The organism is Pseudomonas sp. 13159349, assembly GCF_013305685.1.
In the GTDB taxonomy this organism is placed as follows: domain Bacteria; phylum Pseudomonadota; class Gammaproteobacteria; order Pseudomonadales; family Pseudomonadaceae; genus Aquipseudomonas; species Aquipseudomonas asiatica.
Genome location: NZ_CP045553.1, coordinates 4,848,326 through 4,862,290, shown reverse-complemented (window position 1 = coordinate 4,862,290; position 13,965 = coordinate 4,848,326). Strand labels below are relative to the sequence as shown.

16 protein-coding genes are annotated in these 13,965 nt (G+C 63.9%); 9 read left to right on the top strand and 7 right to left on the bottom strand.

The genetic code is table 11. The annotated features are described in order from the left end of the window. Positions 1 to 572: 572 nt before the first annotated feature. On the bottom strand, positions 573 to 1,475 hold the full coding sequence (locus tag GEV38_RS22425; RefSeq protein ID WP_015271681.1) for a GntR family transcriptional regulator: 903 nt from the start codon (positions 1,473 to 1,475) through the stop codon (positions 573 to 575). A gap of 92 nt (positions 1,476 to 1,567) precedes the next feature. On the opposite strand from GEV38_RS22425, the gene GEV38_RS22420 reads away from it, so the two are divergent. Next, positions 1,568 to 2,317, top strand: coding sequence for a hydroxypyruvate isomerase family protein (locus GEV38_RS22420; RefSeq protein WP_054573318.1), 750 nt, complete (start codon positions 1,568 to 1,570; stop codon positions 2,315 to 2,317). A 117-nt stretch (positions 2,318 to 2,434) separates the two neighbouring features. Here the strand turns inward: GEV38_RS22420 and GEV38_RS22415 are convergent, their stop codons facing one another. Continuing rightward, positions 2,435 to 3,031 (bottom strand): superoxide dismutase, encoded by a 597-nt coding sequence (locus GEV38_RS22415; RefSeq protein ID WP_013974076.1) that lies wholly within the window; start codon positions 3,029 to 3,031, stop codon positions 2,435 to 2,437. A 283-nt stretch (positions 3,032 to 3,314) separates the two neighbouring features. Next, complete coding sequence (locus GEV38_RS22410; RefSeq protein ID WP_003258234.1) at positions 3,315 to 3,914, bottom strand: LysE/ArgO family amino acid transporter; 600 nt, start codon at positions 3,912 to 3,914, stop codon at positions 3,315 to 3,317. Between the two features lie 97 nt (positions 3,915 to 4,011). On the opposite strand from GEV38_RS22410, the gene GEV38_RS22405 reads away from it, so the two are divergent. The 3 genes from GEV38_RS22405 (at position 4,012) to GEV38_RS22395 (ending at position 6,904) form a co-directional block, all read left to right on the top strand. Next, positions 4,012 to 4,902 carry a LysR family transcriptional regulator ArgP gene (locus GEV38_RS22405; RefSeq protein WP_054573319.1) on the top strand — a complete coding sequence of 297 codons (891 nt, stop codon included), beginning with the start codon at positions 4,012 to 4,014 and terminating at the stop codon, positions 4,900 to 4,902. 49 nt (positions 4,903 to 4,951) lie between these two features. Further along, positions 4,952 to 5,947 (top strand): NAD(P)-dependent oxidoreductase, encoded by a 996-nt coding sequence (locus GEV38_RS22400; protein WP_013974074.1) that lies wholly within the window; start codon positions 4,952 to 4,954, stop codon positions 5,945 to 5,947. 87 nt (positions 5,948 to 6,034) lie between these two features. Continuing rightward, entirely contained in the window at positions 6,035 to 6,904 is an 870-nt protein-coding gene (locus GEV38_RS22395; RefSeq protein ID WP_015271677.1) for a hypothetical protein, read from the top strand. A 119-nt stretch (positions 6,905 to 7,023) separates the two neighbouring features. Here the strand turns inward: GEV38_RS22395 and GEV38_RS22390 are convergent, their stop codons facing one another. Together GEV38_RS22390 and GEV38_RS22385 are read right to left on the bottom strand one after the other, a co-directional pair. Beyond that, on the bottom strand, positions 7,024 to 8,085 hold the full coding sequence (locus tag GEV38_RS22390; RefSeq protein WP_054573320.1) for an alkene reductase: 1,062 nt from the start codon (positions 8,083 to 8,085) through the stop codon (positions 7,024 to 7,026). A gap of 17 nt (positions 8,086 to 8,102) precedes the next feature. After that, positions 8,103 to 8,405, bottom strand: coding sequence for a helix-turn-helix transcriptional regulator (locus tag GEV38_RS22385; RefSeq protein ID WP_015271675.1), 303 nt, complete (start codon positions 8,403 to 8,405; stop codon positions 8,103 to 8,105). 150 nt (positions 8,406 to 8,555) lie between these two features. On the opposite strand from GEV38_RS22385, the gene GEV38_RS22380 reads away from it, so the two are divergent. Further along, a complete protein-coding gene (locus GEV38_RS22380; RefSeq protein ID WP_015271674.1) occupies positions 8,556 to 9,140 on the top strand; it encodes an ACP phosphodiesterase in 585 nt (194 codons plus the stop codon). A 61-nt stretch (positions 9,141 to 9,201) separates the two neighbouring features. Here the strand turns inward: GEV38_RS22380 and GEV38_RS22375 are convergent, their stop codons facing one another. Together GEV38_RS22375 and olsB are read right to left on the bottom strand one after the other, a co-directional pair. Beyond that, positions 9,202 to 9,990: a lysophospholipid acyltransferase family protein gene (locus tag GEV38_RS22375; RefSeq protein ID WP_015271673.1), complete on the bottom strand. Its 789-nt coding sequence runs from the start codon at positions 9,988 to 9,990 to the stop codon at positions 9,202 to 9,204. Beyond that, positions 9,990 to 10,745: an L-ornithine N(alpha)-acyltransferase gene (gene olsB / locus GEV38_RS22370; protein ID WP_015271672.1), complete on the bottom strand. Its 756-nt coding sequence runs from the start codon at positions 10,743 to 10,745 to the stop codon at positions 9,990 to 9,992. The genes GEV38_RS22375 and olsB overlap by 1 nt, the downstream gene beginning before the upstream one ends. Positions 10,746 to 10,905: 160 nt before the next feature. Between olsB and GEV38_RS22365 the strand changes: the two genes are divergently transcribed. The 4 genes from GEV38_RS22365 to GEV38_RS22350 all read left to right on the top strand — a co-directional run bounded on the left by GEV38_RS22365 (position 10,906) and on the right by GEV38_RS22350 (position 13,964). Continuing rightward, a complete protein-coding gene (locus GEV38_RS22365; RefSeq protein ID WP_015271671.1) occupies positions 10,906 to 11,793 on the top strand; it encodes a hypothetical protein in 888 nt (295 codons plus the stop codon). Positions 11,794 to 11,965: 172 nt separating this feature from the next. Then, positions 11,966 to 13,045: a serine hydrolase gene (locus GEV38_RS22360; RefSeq protein ID WP_102083291.1), complete on the top strand. Its 1,080-nt coding sequence runs from the start codon at positions 11,966 to 11,968 to the stop codon at positions 13,043 to 13,045. Further along, the gene (locus tag GEV38_RS22355) at positions 13,042 to 13,338 is read left to right on the top strand and encodes a hypothetical protein (RefSeq protein WP_013974066.1); all 297 of its coding nucleotides are present in this window, start codon (positions 13,042 to 13,044) and stop codon (positions 13,336 to 13,338) included. Before GEV38_RS22360 ends, GEV38_RS22355 begins: the two co-directional genes overlap by 4 nt. Positions 13,339 to 13,382: 44 nt before the next feature. After that, positions 13,383 to 13,964 carry a YceI family protein gene (locus GEV38_RS22350; protein ID WP_015271669.1) on the top strand — a complete coding sequence of 194 codons (582 nt, stop codon included), beginning with the start codon at positions 13,383 to 13,385 and terminating at the stop codon, positions 13,962 to 13,964. The last annotated feature ends 1 nt before the right edge of the window (position 13,965 follow it).

Sequence of the window (13,965 nt, the reverse complement as noted above, 5' to 3'; positions counted from 1 at the left end):
GGCAAAGTCGCGCCGGACAAGAGGCCAGAAGGCCAGAAAGATCACACTGAGAAGTACCAGCCATGCCAGACGTGGGATATAGGCCCAGCCGTTGTAGCCGGATTCCCAGATTGCCCAGCCGTAGGTGGCCAGGGATGCTGCACCGTAGAGATAGATGCCGAGCGACTTCTTCAGGCCCATGAGTGCGGCTGACAGCAGCAATGCGGTACCCATCATTGCGTAGTAAGGCGAGCCGCCGGCACTGACCAGCGTGCTTCCCTGACAGGCCAGCGTCAGGCCAAGCAGGGCCAGCAGAATCGTGTACACCCCGAACAGCAGGCTGGAGACCCCCGTCCCGTTAGCCAACGTTCCTTGTTTCATTGCAATCATCCCTGTGTGATTCGGTGCCACAGTGCGTCCGAGCGGCGCGCATAATTGCTTATTCTTACAATGAAATACAATAAGTGGCGCGAAATTTACTCCTGGCGCTGAATCTCAGGGCGGTTTTGTATCTTGCGTAAAAAGAAGGCAATGTCTAAGCTGCCTTCCCTGATCTGAACGCGCGGGTAATGAAAGGAAGGCGGGGGAAGGGGTTACGCCTGCTGGCTTTCCAGCAAGGCATCCTGACGGGTCTTGAGCCGGCCGACTTCGTCCAGATGTTTCCAGAGAAACTGAGCGGCTTCTTCACGCCGACCGGACTCGATCAAGTCGAGCAGGTGCAGGTGCTCCAGGCATTGCGTCATCAGGCGACTGCGGTCGACGTTGGCTTTGTAGCTCATGAAGCGTCTGAGCTGGTTTTGCCGACGTATGGCATCTATGAAGAAGAGATTGCCCGAGCACTGCACGATCATTTCGTGAAACTGGGCGCCAATTTCGAACAGTTGGGCACGTGACAGCTGGTGAATTTCGCCGTCGAGCATGGCCTGCTGTTGCTCCCGGGCTTTGGCAAATGCGGCCTGGTTGACCTTGTAGCCTGGTTCGCGCAGTGCGGCCGGCTCGATGGCCATGCGGAAGCGGTAGCTCTGGATGTGGGTCTGGGCGTTGTGTACGAATTCGTTAAGGCTCCAGCCTTGCCCGGGCTTGCGCTCGACCATGGCTTCGCTGGCCAGCCGGTTGAGGACCTTGAGCAGTTGCCCGCGGGGCACGGAGTAGCGTCGCAGTAATTGGGCCTCAAAGAATTCGGCAGGGACTTCCCCGCTGAGGATGTCGTCCACCACGCGCAGGTAGAAGTCTTCGAATGGGTCGCAGGTGGGCGGTACAGTGGTTTCCTGGATCTGCCCGGCGTCCTGTTTCAGAAAGTAGCCGCGATTGGGCTCCTGCACCGCGATGTTCCACTCGGCGAGCAGGGCAAATACCCTGCGAATGGGGGAGCGGGAGACATCGAAGGCTTGGGCGAAGGTCTGCTCGCGCAATGGCTCGCCGGCCTTCATCGACCGGGCGCGGATCATCTCGATGACGCGAGGGGCCAACTGCAGGGCGAGATCTTTCTTTATCACAGGCTGTATTCCGAATGGTTATCTTCAGTCGATCCAGCAGATTCGGGTCGGACTGGGGCAGGAAAATACCACACACGGATGGATCTATACGCATGCTCAAATTCAATGCTCATCTCGGCTTCCAGTTCAATGAACTGCCTTTTCTGCAGCGTATCGAAGCCGCTGCCGCCGCCGGATTTCGCGCGGTGGAATTCCCGTCACCCTATGAATTCGACGCGAGTTTGTTGGCTGATCAACTGGCGCAATATGGGTTGCCATTGGTCCAGTTCGCTGCGCCGGCTGGCGTTTCCAAGGGTATTGCCGCGGTGGCGGGCAAGGAGCCCGAGTTCCGTGACGGGTTACGCCAGGCCGTCAGCTATGCCCGCGCACTGGCGTGTGCGGATGTGCACCTGATGTCCGGGGTAACCCACGAGGATGGCGCCGACAAGGTGTACGCGAGCAACCTGGACTATGCCGTGAAGTATTTTGAAGACCAGGGGCTGCGGCCATTGATCGAGGTGATCTGCACGCAGGCAATGCCGGGGTATTACATGTCCGACTTCGGCAAGGCGCAGCGGGTGCTGGAGGCGCATCCCGGTATGGGGCTGATCCTTGATCTTTATCATGCACAGTTGCTGACCGGAAATGCTGCCGATGTGCTGGCGCAGTTCTTTGAACGGACGGTGCATGTGCAGGTGGCCGACTGCCCGGGGCGGCATCAGCCGGGGACGGGGCAGATGGATGTTGCAGGGTTGCTGGCGGCGCTGGAGCAGCGCGGGTATGCAGGGTGGGTTGGATGTGAGTATCGGCCTACGGGTGCCACTGTAGATAGCCTTGGCTGGCTTGATCGGTACGTTTCCTGAAAATACGGCGTTCTGGCCCCTCGCATGCCCCGAAAAAAATCCGATACCAGAGGACTGGCATCGGATTTTCGAAGAGCCCCGGCGTGGCGCCGGGGTTCTGTCTCAAGGCTGGATGACTCAGGCCTTGAAGGTCTTGCCTTCGAACTGTTCGGCAACGAAGGCCCAGTTGACCAGGTTCCAGAACGCCTCGACGTACTTCGGACGCAGGTTGCGGTAGTCGATGTAGTAGGCGTGTTCCCAGACGTCGCAGGTCAGCAGCGGGGTGTCGCCGCTGGTCAGCGGGCAGCCGGCGCCGATGGTGCTGGCCAGGGCCAGGGAACCGTCAGCCTTCTTCACCAGCCAGCCCCAGCCGGAACCGAAGGTGCCAACCGAAGTCTTGGTGAACTCTTCCTTGAACTTGTCGAAGGAACCGAAAGCGGCGTTGATGGCGTCAGCCAGGGCACCGGTCGGCTGGCCACCGGCGTTTGGTGCCAGGCAGTTCCAGTAGAAGGTGTGGTTCCAGACTTGAGCGGCGTTGTTGAAGATGCCGCCCGAAGAGCTCTTGACGATCTCTTCCAGGGTCTTGCCTTCGAATTCGGTGCCTGGGACCAGGTTGTTCAGGTTCACGACATAGGTGTTGTGGTGTTTGTCGTGGTGATACTCCAGGGTTTCCTTGGAGATGTGCGGCTGCAGGGCATCGTGGGCGTACGGCAGCGGCGGCAATTCAAAAGCCATGGTGGATCTCCTGATTCAGGTCTGTTTGCGGTTTGCGCAAGGCCGATCACGGGCGGCCCGATGAGCGTCGGCGAGTTTGTACTCTTTGCGACGCAAGGGCTGGATCATAGCACCGGGCCCGGCGCATAACCACGCAACAAAGATAGGGAATAGAGGTTCCAGAGCGGTTGGGGTGTGCCGACCGGTGGTGTTCGGCTTACCCCTTGTGGCGCCTGGCAGATCGAGCGCCGCCCGCGCGGCGCTCGATCTGCCAGGCGCTAGAAATGTTGTGACAAGCCCAGGGTCAGTTGAAGATCAACTGCGCCGCCACCGCGAACATCATCACCGCCACCATCAGGTCGAGCATGCGCCAGGTCGCCGGCCTGGCCAGCCACGGCGCCAGCCAGGCCGCACCGATCGCCAGGGTCGAGAACCACAGCAGCGAGGCGCTGGCAGCGCCGGCCACGTAGGCGCCAGGCGCAGCCTGCTGGGCGCCCAGCGAGCCGATCAGCAGCACCGTGTCGAGGTACACGTGCGGGTTCAACAGGGTCACCGCCAGGGCACTGAGCAACACCGCGCGGCGTGAGCGCGCACCCTGGCCTTGCTGGTGCTGCAGGCTCTGCCTGGAGCAGGCGCTGCGCAAAGCCTTGGCGCCGTACCAGATCAGGAACACCGCGCCGCCCCAGCGGGCGATCGCCAGCAAGGTCGGGTTGTGCGCCAGCACGGTGGCCAGGCCGAACACTCCGGCAGCCACCAGGATGGCGTCACAGACGATGCACAGTGCCGCCACCGGCAAATGATGCTCGCGGCGCAAGCTCTGGGCGAGGACGAAAGCGTTCTGTGCACCGATGGCCATGATCAGGCCGAAGGCCACGAGCATGCCGTTGAGATAGCTTTGCCACATGGCGCGCTCTCCAAAGCGTCTAAAAGATGCTGGCCATTGTGATGAACCACGCTGTATAAGAAAAACAAATAGAGCTGATCCGTCATTAGGAAAATCGATGTTCGACTACAAGCTGCTGGCCGCCCTCGCCGCCGTGATCGAGCAGGGTGGTTTCGAACGCGCGGCGCAGGTGCTGGGCTTGTCGCAGTCGGCCATTTCCCAGCGCATCAAGCTGCTTGAGGCGCGGGTCGGCCAGCCGGTGCTGGTGCGTGCCACGCCGCCAAGCCCGACCGAAGTCGGCCGCCAGTTGCTCAACCATGTGCAGCAGGTGCGCCTGCTTGAGCGCGACCTGCAGCGCCAGGTGCCGGCGCTGGACGAGGAGGGCATGCCGGAGCGCTTGCGCATCGCCCTCAATGCCGACAGCCTGGCCACTTGGTGGGCCGGTGCGGTGGGTAACTTCTGCGCACAGCAGAATGTGCTGACCGACCTCGTGGTGGAAGACCAGGAAGTGGGCCTGAAACGCATGCGTGCGGGCGAAGTTGCGGCCTGCCTGTGTGGCAGCGAGCGGCCGGTGGCCGGGGCGCGCAGCCTGCCACTGGGTGCCATGCGCTACCGGGCGCTGGCCAGCCCCGGGTTCATGGCGCGGCATTTTCCGCAGGGCTTCGCCGCCAGCCGCCTGGCCCGTACCCCGGCGATCGTGTACGGCCCGGACGACTTCCTGCAACACCGCTACCTGGCATCACTGGGCATCGAGGATGGCTTCCTGCACCACTTGTGCCCGTCGTCCGAAGGCTTCCTGCGCATGACCGAAGCCGGCCTGGGGTGGGGCCTGGTGCCCGAACTGCAGGCCCGCGAGCAACTGGCCAGCGGCCAGCTGGTGGAAATCTGCAGTGATACCCCCATCGATGTGCCGCTGTACTGGCATCATTGGCGCAATGGCGGGCAACTGCTCGCGCAACTGACCGACCACCTTCGGCACACCGCACGGCAATGGCTGGTGCCCTTGTAGCCACGGCTGGCGTCAGTTGCATCTGAAATCTGGCAAGACGGAGTCTTACATGCGAATTCTGGTCACCGGCGCGAGTGGCTTCATTGGCGGGCGCTTTGCACGCTTTGCCCTGGAGCAGGGCCTGGACGTGCGGGTCAGCGGCCGTCGAGCCGAAGGGGTCGAGCACCTGGTCAAGCGCGGCGCCCAGTTCATCCCCGGCGACCTGGGGGATGCCGAGCTGGCCCGCCGCCTGTGCCAGGGCGTCGAGGCGGTAGTGCACTGCGCCGGCGCAGTGGGCAACTGGGGGCGCTACCAGGACTTCTATCAAGGCAATGTGGTGGTCACCGAAAACGTGGTCGAGGGCTGCTTGAAGGAGCACGTACGGCGGCTGGTACACCTGTCGTCGCCGTCGATCTACTTCAATGGCCGCTCGCGCCTGGAAATCCGTGAAGACCAGGTGCCGCGCCGCTTCCACGACCACTACGGGCAGACCAAGTACATGGCCGAGCAGAAAGTGTTCGGTGCCCAGGAGTTCGGCCTCGAGGTGCTGGCGCTACGCCCACGCTTCGTCACCGGCGCTGGCGATGCCAGTATCTTCCCGCGGCTGATGCAGATGCAGCGCAAGGGGCGCGTGGCGATCATCGGCAACGGCCTGAACAAAGTCGATTTCACCAGCGTGCACAACCTTAACGAAGCACTGCTCAGTGCCCTGTTCGCTGACGACCGGGCGCTGGGCCAGGCTTACAACATCAGTAACGGCCAGCCGCTGCCGCTGTGGGATGTGGTCAACTACGTGATGCGCCAGATGCAGCTGCCGCAGGTTACCCGTTACCGTTCCTACGGCCTGGCCTACAGCCTGGCCGCGCTGAACGAGGCGGCCTGCATGTTGTGGCCGGGACGCCCGCAACCGACCCTGTCGCGCCTGGGGATGCAGGTGATGAGCCGCGATTTCACCCTGGATATCAGCCGCGCCCGACAGTACCTGGACTACCAGCCCAAGGTCAGCCTGTGGACGGCATTGGATGAATTCTGTGCCTGGTGGAAGCACCAGCCGCCGGGGCAGTAAAGCCGGCCGGCCGACAATGGTCATCAACGCGCCGCGCTGGCGGTTTATACTCGTGCCTCTTTGCGACTACCGCGGTTGAATGTATCCATGCGTAACCATGCTCACGATGACTACGATGACGTGCCTAGCCTGCGGGCGGGCACCCATGACGATGACGAACTGATGCCGGCGCACGTGGTGCGCAGCCGCCAGAAGGCCGCTCGCGGTGCCAGCACGGCGCCGCTGTGGGCATTGCTCGGGGCCTCGTTCATCGCCTTGGCGGGCCTTGGCTGGTGGAGCTTCCAGCAGATCTCGCTGATGGAGCAGCAACTGGTGGCGACCCAGGAAAGCTTCGCTCGCATCAGCGAAGAGGCTGCCGGGCGCCTGCAGGCGATCAGCGGCAAGGTGGCGGCCAGCGAATCCGGCGCCACTACCAACAGCGAGGCGTTGAAGCTGCAACTGCGTCAGTTGCAGCAGGGGGTGGCCGGGCAGACCGGCGATCTGGGCAAGCGCCTGGAGCAGGTACTGGCTGATACCCGCGAACAGCAGAAGGCCGTGACCCAGCTGCAAACCCAGTTGCAGGCGCAACTGAAGGCGGTGAATGGTGAGCTGGCCGCATTGCGCTCGGGCCAGGTCGATGGTGGCAAGCTGGATACCCAGTTCAAGGGCCTGAACGAACAGGTTGCTGCGCTGAAGGCCGCGCAGGTGGATGGCGCCAAGCTGGATGCGCAGCTCAAGAGCCTGGGCAGCGAGGTTGCTGCGCTGAAGAAGCAGGGTAACCCGAGCGCGGCCATCCAGGACCTGGAGCAGGACATCCTGGTGCTCAAGAGCCAGATCGATAACCGCCCGGCCGCGGCGGCGTCCAGTGGTGCTTCGGTGCAGGAATTCGACGCCTTCCGGGCGCAGACGACACGCAACCTAAATACCTTGCAGAGCCAGATCCAGAACCTGCAGCAGCAGATCAATGCCCGGCCGTGACATTGCAGGGGAGGGCTTTGCCCTCCTATCGCGACACAAGGCCGCTCCTACAGGAAATCGCGTTCCCCTGTAGGAGCGGCCTTGTGTCGCGATAGGGCCGCAAAGCGGCCCCGGCGATTTCAGTTACAACCGCGGATAGTCGGATAGTCGATGTACCCCACCGGCCCCTTGCCATAGAAAGTCTCCGGCCGCGCCTCGTTCAACGGCGCATCCGCCGCCAGCCGCGCCGGCAGGTCAGGGTTGGCGATGAACGGCACGCCAAACGCCACGGCGTCGGCCTTGCCGCTGGCCAGGGCGGCATTGGCACTGGCCTTGTCAAACCGCTCGTTGACGATGTACGGGCCGCCGAACGCTTCCTTGATCAGCGGGCCGATACTGTCATCGGCTTCCTTTTCCCGCGAGCAGATGAAGGCAATACCACGCTTGCCCAGCTCACGGGCCACGTAGGTAAAGGTTTCGGCACGGTCGGCATCGCCCATGTCATGGGCATCGGCCCGCGGCGCCAGGTGCACGCCCACGCGGTTTGCGCCCCACACCTCAATGGCCGCATCGGTCACTTCCAGCAGCAGCCGCGCACGGTTTTCCAACGAACCGCCGTAGCGGTCGGTGCGCTGGTTGGTGCTGCTCTGCAGGAACTGGTCGAGCAGGTAGCCGTTGGCGCCGTGGATTTCCACGCCATCGAAACCGGCAGCCTTGGCATTCTCGGCACCGCTGCGGTAGGCCTCGATGATGTCGATGATTTCTTCGGTTTCCAGCGCGCGTGGGGTGGGGTAGTCACTGAGCGGGCGCACCAGGCTTACATGGCCCTTGGGCTGGATCGCGCTGGGGGCCACCGGCAGCTCGCCGTTCAGGTAGCTGGGGTGGGAGATGCGGCCAACATGCCACAGCTGCAGGAAGATGCGCCCGCCGGCGGCATGCACGGCCTTGGTCACGTTGTTCCAGCCACGCACCTGTTCGTCGTTCCAGATACCAGGGGTATCCGGGTAGCCGACGCCCATGGCGCTGACCGAGGTCGCCTCGCTGAGGATCAGCCCGGCGCTGGCGCGCTGTACGTAATACTCGGCCATCAGCGCGTTGGGCACGCGGCCTTCGTCGGCCCGGCAGCGGGTGAGCGGGGCCATGATGATGCGGTTGGGCAGTTGCAGGTCGCCCAGGGTGATCGGATCGAAAAGCGTGGTCATTACGGTTACCTGCCTGTTCAGAGTGCTTGGCGCAGTTGTTCGAGAAACGCCTGGATGGTGGCTTCGTTGCGTTTGAAGAAATGCCATTGGCCGATCTTCTGGCTGCTGATCAGCCCGGCGCGCTGCAAGGTGGCCAGGTGGGCGGAGACGGTCGACTGCGACAGACCGCAGCGTTGGTCTATCTGCCCGGCACATACACCGTTCTCGGTGCTGTGGTACTGGTCGGGGAATTGTGTCGCCGGGTCCTTCAGCCAGCTGAGGATTTCTCGCCTGACCGGGTGGGCCAGCGCTTTTATGATTTCGTCGAGATCGATAGGCATGGGTTGAGGCTCGTTGTAGCGGTATATCGCGATAGAACGAAATGTAAATCGTGGTTTCCCGATATACAAATATGAAGAGGTTCTGAGCTGAGCACGAATCGCTATATCGCGTTATAACGATATATGGGCCGGCGGTGCTAGACTGCGCTCATGAACTACCTCGCACACCTGCACCTTGGCGGCCCGGCGCCGCACCAACTGCTTGGCAGCCTGTATGGCGACTTCGTCAAAGGCTCGCTGGAAGGGCGCTTCCCGCCAGCGCTGGAGGCGGCCATCCGGCTGCACCGGCATATCGACAGCTATACCGACCAGCACCCGTTGGTGTTGGCGGCTCTTGCGCGTTTTCCGCGTGAGCGGCGGCGCTTTGCCGGTATCGTTCTGGATGTGTTTTTCGACCATTGCCTGGCCCGGCATTGGCAGGATTATGCCGAGCAGCCGCTGGAGCAGTTCACCGGGGACTTTTATCGGGTATTGCTGGCGGAGCCCGAGTTGCCGGGGCGGCTGGCGCGGATTGCGCCGTTCATGGCGGCGGATGACTGGCTGGGGGCGTATGGCGATTTTGCCACGCTGGAGCAGGTGTTCAACGGTATTGCCCGGCGCTTGTCGCGGCCGGAGGGGATGGTTGGGGTGATGGGGGAGCTGGAGCGGCTGTATGAGCCATTGCTGGCGGACTTCAGGGAGTTTTATCCACAGTTGCAGGCGTTTGCAGCGGCTGGCCGGTTGTCTGGCAGTTAGTCCTGCGCTGGCCTCTTCGCGGGCAAGCCCGCGAAGAGGCCGGTACTGGCAGTGCAAGAGTTCAGGCAGCCCGCGCCTGCCGCCGTGGCGCCAGCTCGACTTCTTCAACCCCGAACAACGCCAGGTGAATCGCCTGCTGCGCCTGCAACGCCAGCACCGCTCGCTCCTTGCCCACGCTGCCGATCGGCTGCAGCAGGTGAATGCATACCTCGCCCCGCGGCAGGGCAAACAGGCGCATCAGGTGCGACACCAGGTCATCGTCACCAATGAACGGTGCAATCGGGTCGATCTGGCCATCGCGCAGGTACTGGATAGCGACCGGCTGCACCGCCACGCCACGGTCGATGGCACCTGCCAGCAGGCGACCATGGAAGGTGCGCAGGGTACGGCCACTTGTGGTGGTGCCCTCCGGGAAGATCAGTAGCGGCCGGGAAAGACCCAGTTGCCCGGCGATCTGCTCACGCAGGCGCTGGCTGTCGCCCCCGCCACGGCGGATGAACAAAGTGCCGGCCTTTTCCGCCAGCCAGCCGGCCACCGGCCAGTGCCGCACTTCGGCCTTTGACAGGAACGACAGCGGCAGCAGCATGCCAAGCAACGGGATATCGGTCCAGGACACGTGGTTGCTGACCCACAGCATTGGCCGTTGGGGCAGCTCTCCGATCACCCGCACATCGAAGGGAAGGGCCGCGACCAGGCGCTTCATGAACAGGCAGGTCCAGCGCTGGCGGCGCTCGATGGGCGCCTTGAACCCCAGGCGTTCGCCCAGGGCGATCACGCTGGCCATCAGCATGCCCAGCAGCAGTACCAGCAGCAGTCGAGTCAGGCGGGCCATTACCCGCAGCTTCGGCATCAGACCGCTGCCTTGAAGTGGCGGGCGTAGCGTGGGCACAGTTCGTCGCGCTTGAGCAGGATGAACACATCGGCCACCTGGAAGTCTTCGTCCCAGCACGGCTCGCCGCAGATCTTCGCGCCCAGGCGCATGTACGCCTTGAGCAGCGGTGGCATCTCGGCGATGACGTTGTTCGGCAGGGCCAGGTTGGGCAACGGGTTCTTCGGCTCGGCGCGCAGGTGCTCGGTGCACAGGTAGCGGTCACGCAGGCGCTGCATCACCGCGTGGGCCTGCACCCCGCCATCCTGCATGGGGATGCTGGCGCAGCCCATCAGGTAGCTGTAGCGGCCTTCGTTGAGCACTTCGGCCAGTTCGCCCCAGAGCACGGCGATGGTGCCGCCGTTGCGGTAGTCGGGAGCTACGCAGGTTCGGCCCAGCTCCAGGATCGGGCCCTGCAGCTGCAACAGGCCGTGCAGGCTGAATTCTTCTTCGCTATAGAAGCGGCCCAGGCTGCTGGCGGCCTGATGGTCGAGCAGGCGGGTGGTGGCAACCAGCTCGCCGGTGCTCAGGTCGCGTACGCCAATGTGGCGGCAGTGCACGTCGTAGTCGTCCATGTCCAGGCCTTGCTCGGCTCCTTTGAGCTTGGCCTTGAATTCGGCGCTGAACACTTTGTAGCGCAGGGCCTGGGCTTCCTGCAGGGCCGCGGCGCCAACCAGGCGTTCGGCTTGCAGACGGCGTTCGGTGCTGTTGTCGCCAGCGTGAGCGATCCGAGTCATTACGAGTCTCCATAAGCCAGCCATGAAGGGTTGCGGCCGGTCGGCTTTGTTGTGCAAAGTCAGCCTAGGTAGATGGGGTGTCACCCCTGTGAATCTTTGGTGATGCTTGCGTGACACCCCCTGAGCCACAACTGAAAGCCCTTCAGCAAGGAGCCGACCGATGGCCTGGTTGCAACGACTCAACGACCCGCTTCGCCAAGCGCTGGCGGGCACCCTGGGCGAAACCTATGCCGCGCTGCTCGAGCGCCTTGGCCCGGTTGCGCCGTTCGAACTGGCGGTGCTCGGCGGGCGCGCGATGGCCACCCCCGGCCTGGCCTTCCTGGTCGGCTACCAGGCCGCCTTGCGCGTGCTGTGGCCCAGTGCTCCACCCAGCCTCGGCGCCCTGTGCGCCACCGAACGGCGCAGCGTGCGGCCGGCGGACATGCGCACGCGCCTGGACGGCTTGCGGCTGACCGGCAGCAAGGACTTCGTCACTGCAGGCCTGGAGGCGGAATGGCTGCTGGTGGCGGCGCGCTGCGAGGCGACGGGCGCGGCGCCGCAGTTGAACCTGGCGGTGGTCTACCCCGGGGAGCCAGGTGTGACGCTGGAAGCGCTGCCGACCCTGCCGCTGATGCCGGAGGTAGGCCATGGGCGACTGGTGCTGGAGCACGCGGCGTGCGAGTTATTGGCCGGTGATGGTTGGGATGCCTATGTGAAGCCGTTCCGTTCGCTGGAGGACTTGTATGTGCTTACGGCGTTGACGGCCTGGCTCTATGGCGTGGGGCAGGAGTGCGCCTGGCCGCAGGCCCTGCGCCTGCAGCTGCTTGGGCTGCTGGCCGGGTGTGCCGAAGGTAGCCGGCAGTGCGCCGATAGCGTTGGTTGCCATTTGTTGCTGGGAGGATTGTTTGCACAGTTCCAGGCGCTGCGAGGGGAGATCGATGCCGCGTTGGCGGCGGGGCCGGCGCAGTGGGCGCAGATCTGGCAGCGTGACCAGGGGGTGATGGCGCTGGCGGCGGCGGCGCGGGAGAAGCGGCTGAACAAGGCTTGGGCTGCTGCGGGATTGTCATGAATGCCTGATAGGTTTGTGTGATCCGATGAATCCTGGGGCCGCTTTGCGGCCCTTTCGCGACACAAGGCCGCTCCTACAGGGGAACGCGTCAAGTTCAGGCTGACGCTGTACCTGTAGGAGCGGCCTTGTGTCGCGATAGGGCTGCGCAGCGGCCCCAATAACGGCGATCACGATGAAGGTACTGTTGATCATCCTGATAATGGTTGCGGGTTGTGCCCGGGCCGAAGACTGGCCTGAACCCGACTGGCCAATCGACAACACCCCCCTCGACTGGCAAGCCGTCGACGCCTACGCCTTCCCCGCACGCACCACCCCCGAACGCAGCGGCATCCGCACCGACGCCCTGCTGATCATCCGCGACGGCCGCATCCTCCACGAACGCTACGCCGCCCCCAGCACTGCCGCCACCGCCCACCTGACCTGGTCGATCAGCAAGAGCGTACTCGCCACGCTATTGGGCATAGCCCAGGGCGAAGGCCGCTTCCAGTTGCAGGACCCGGTGACCCATTTCTACCCGGCCATGCACGCCCATCCCGGCGTGCGCATGGCCGATCTGCTGCATTGGGCCAGCGGCCTGGACTGGCAGGAAGACTACGAGTACGCCCCGCTCAAGTCCTCGGTGGTGGCCATGCTGTATACCCGTGGCCGCGAGGACATGGCGGCCTACACCGCGGCGCGGGAAGCGGTGGCCAGCCCGGGCCAGCGGTTTCTCTATTCCAGTGGCGACAGCAACCTGCTGGCCGCGGCGTTGCGCGGCATGCTCGATGCCGGTCAGTACCCCGACTACCCCTGGCATGCGCTGTTCATTCCGTTGGGGATCGACAGCGCGGTATGGGAGCGGGACCGCGCGGGTACCTATGTGGGTTCGTCCTACCTGTACCTCAGCGCTCGCGACCTGGCGCGCATCGGCCTGCTGATGCAGCGCGACGGGCGTTGGCAGGATCGGCAATTGCTGCCCAAGCCCTGGGTGGCTTTCAACCGCACGCCGTTTGCCAAAGCCGAAGCACTGCCCGGCGAGGCCAACCCCGGTGGCCACTGGTGGCTCAATCAGCCGCTGGTCGGCGCTGCCCGGCCTTGGCCGAGTGCTCCCGCGGACACCTACGCAGCCCTTGGCCACTGGGGCCAGGCGCTGTACGTGCTGCCCGCGCAAAAGCTGGTGATCGTGCGTTACGCCGATGACCGCGACGGCAGCTACCAGCACGATGAACTGCTCAAGCGGATACTCGCGGCGCTGGCTGGGGAGGGGGCATGAAGCGGGTGCTGCTGGTGGTGCTGCTGGGGGTGGTCTACTGGGCCTGGCATGAGCGCCAGGCCCTGGCGGACTTCCCCGGTATCCTTTCGGCCTACTCGGCCAAGGAATATTGCTCGTGCCGCTTCGTCATGGGGTTCGAGCCGGCGTATTGCCAAGGCTACGTGAAGCAATGGCTGCCGCTGAGCCTGCTGGAGGAAGACAGCCAACAGCGGCAGGTCACCGCCGAAGGCCTGGGCCGTCGCAATCAGGCTGCCTGGCAAGGCCCGCGCGAGGGCTGCCGCTTGCTGCCGTGAAGGCGGGCGGGTAAGGTTGGCGGCCTGGTTTCACGAGATCTGTCATGTTCAAGCTGCCCCGCCTGCTGCCCGCTTTGTTGCTGGCTTTTTGCCTGCCCGCCCACGCCAACTGGCACCTCGATGGCGAGTCTTCGCGCCTTTCGTTCATTACCGGCAAGAACGGTAACACCGCCGAAGTGCACCGCTTCCTGGTGCTGCATGGAACGGTCGACCGCAAGGGAGTGGCCGCGTTGAGCATCGAGATGGACTCGGTGAGCAGCGGTATTCCGCTGCGTGATGAACGCATGCGCGAGGACCTGTTCGAGGTCGAGCGCTTTGCCGAAGCCAAGGTGCAGGCGCAACTGGACCTACGGCCGATCAACGACCTGGCCAACGGTGCCCAGATCGAACTACGCCTGCCATTGACCGTGACGCTGCATGGCCAGTCCCACAGCTACAACGCCCTGCTGCTGGCCACCCGCCTGGACGAGCGACGCTTCCAGGTGGTGACCCTGGAGCCCTTGGTGCTGCGCGCCGAGGATTTCGGCCTGCTGCCGGGGCTGCAACGCCTGCGCAAGTTCGCCGGACTCAAGTCCATCAACCCGTCGGTGCCGGTTAGCGCGGTGCTGATCTTCACCGCCCGCTGAC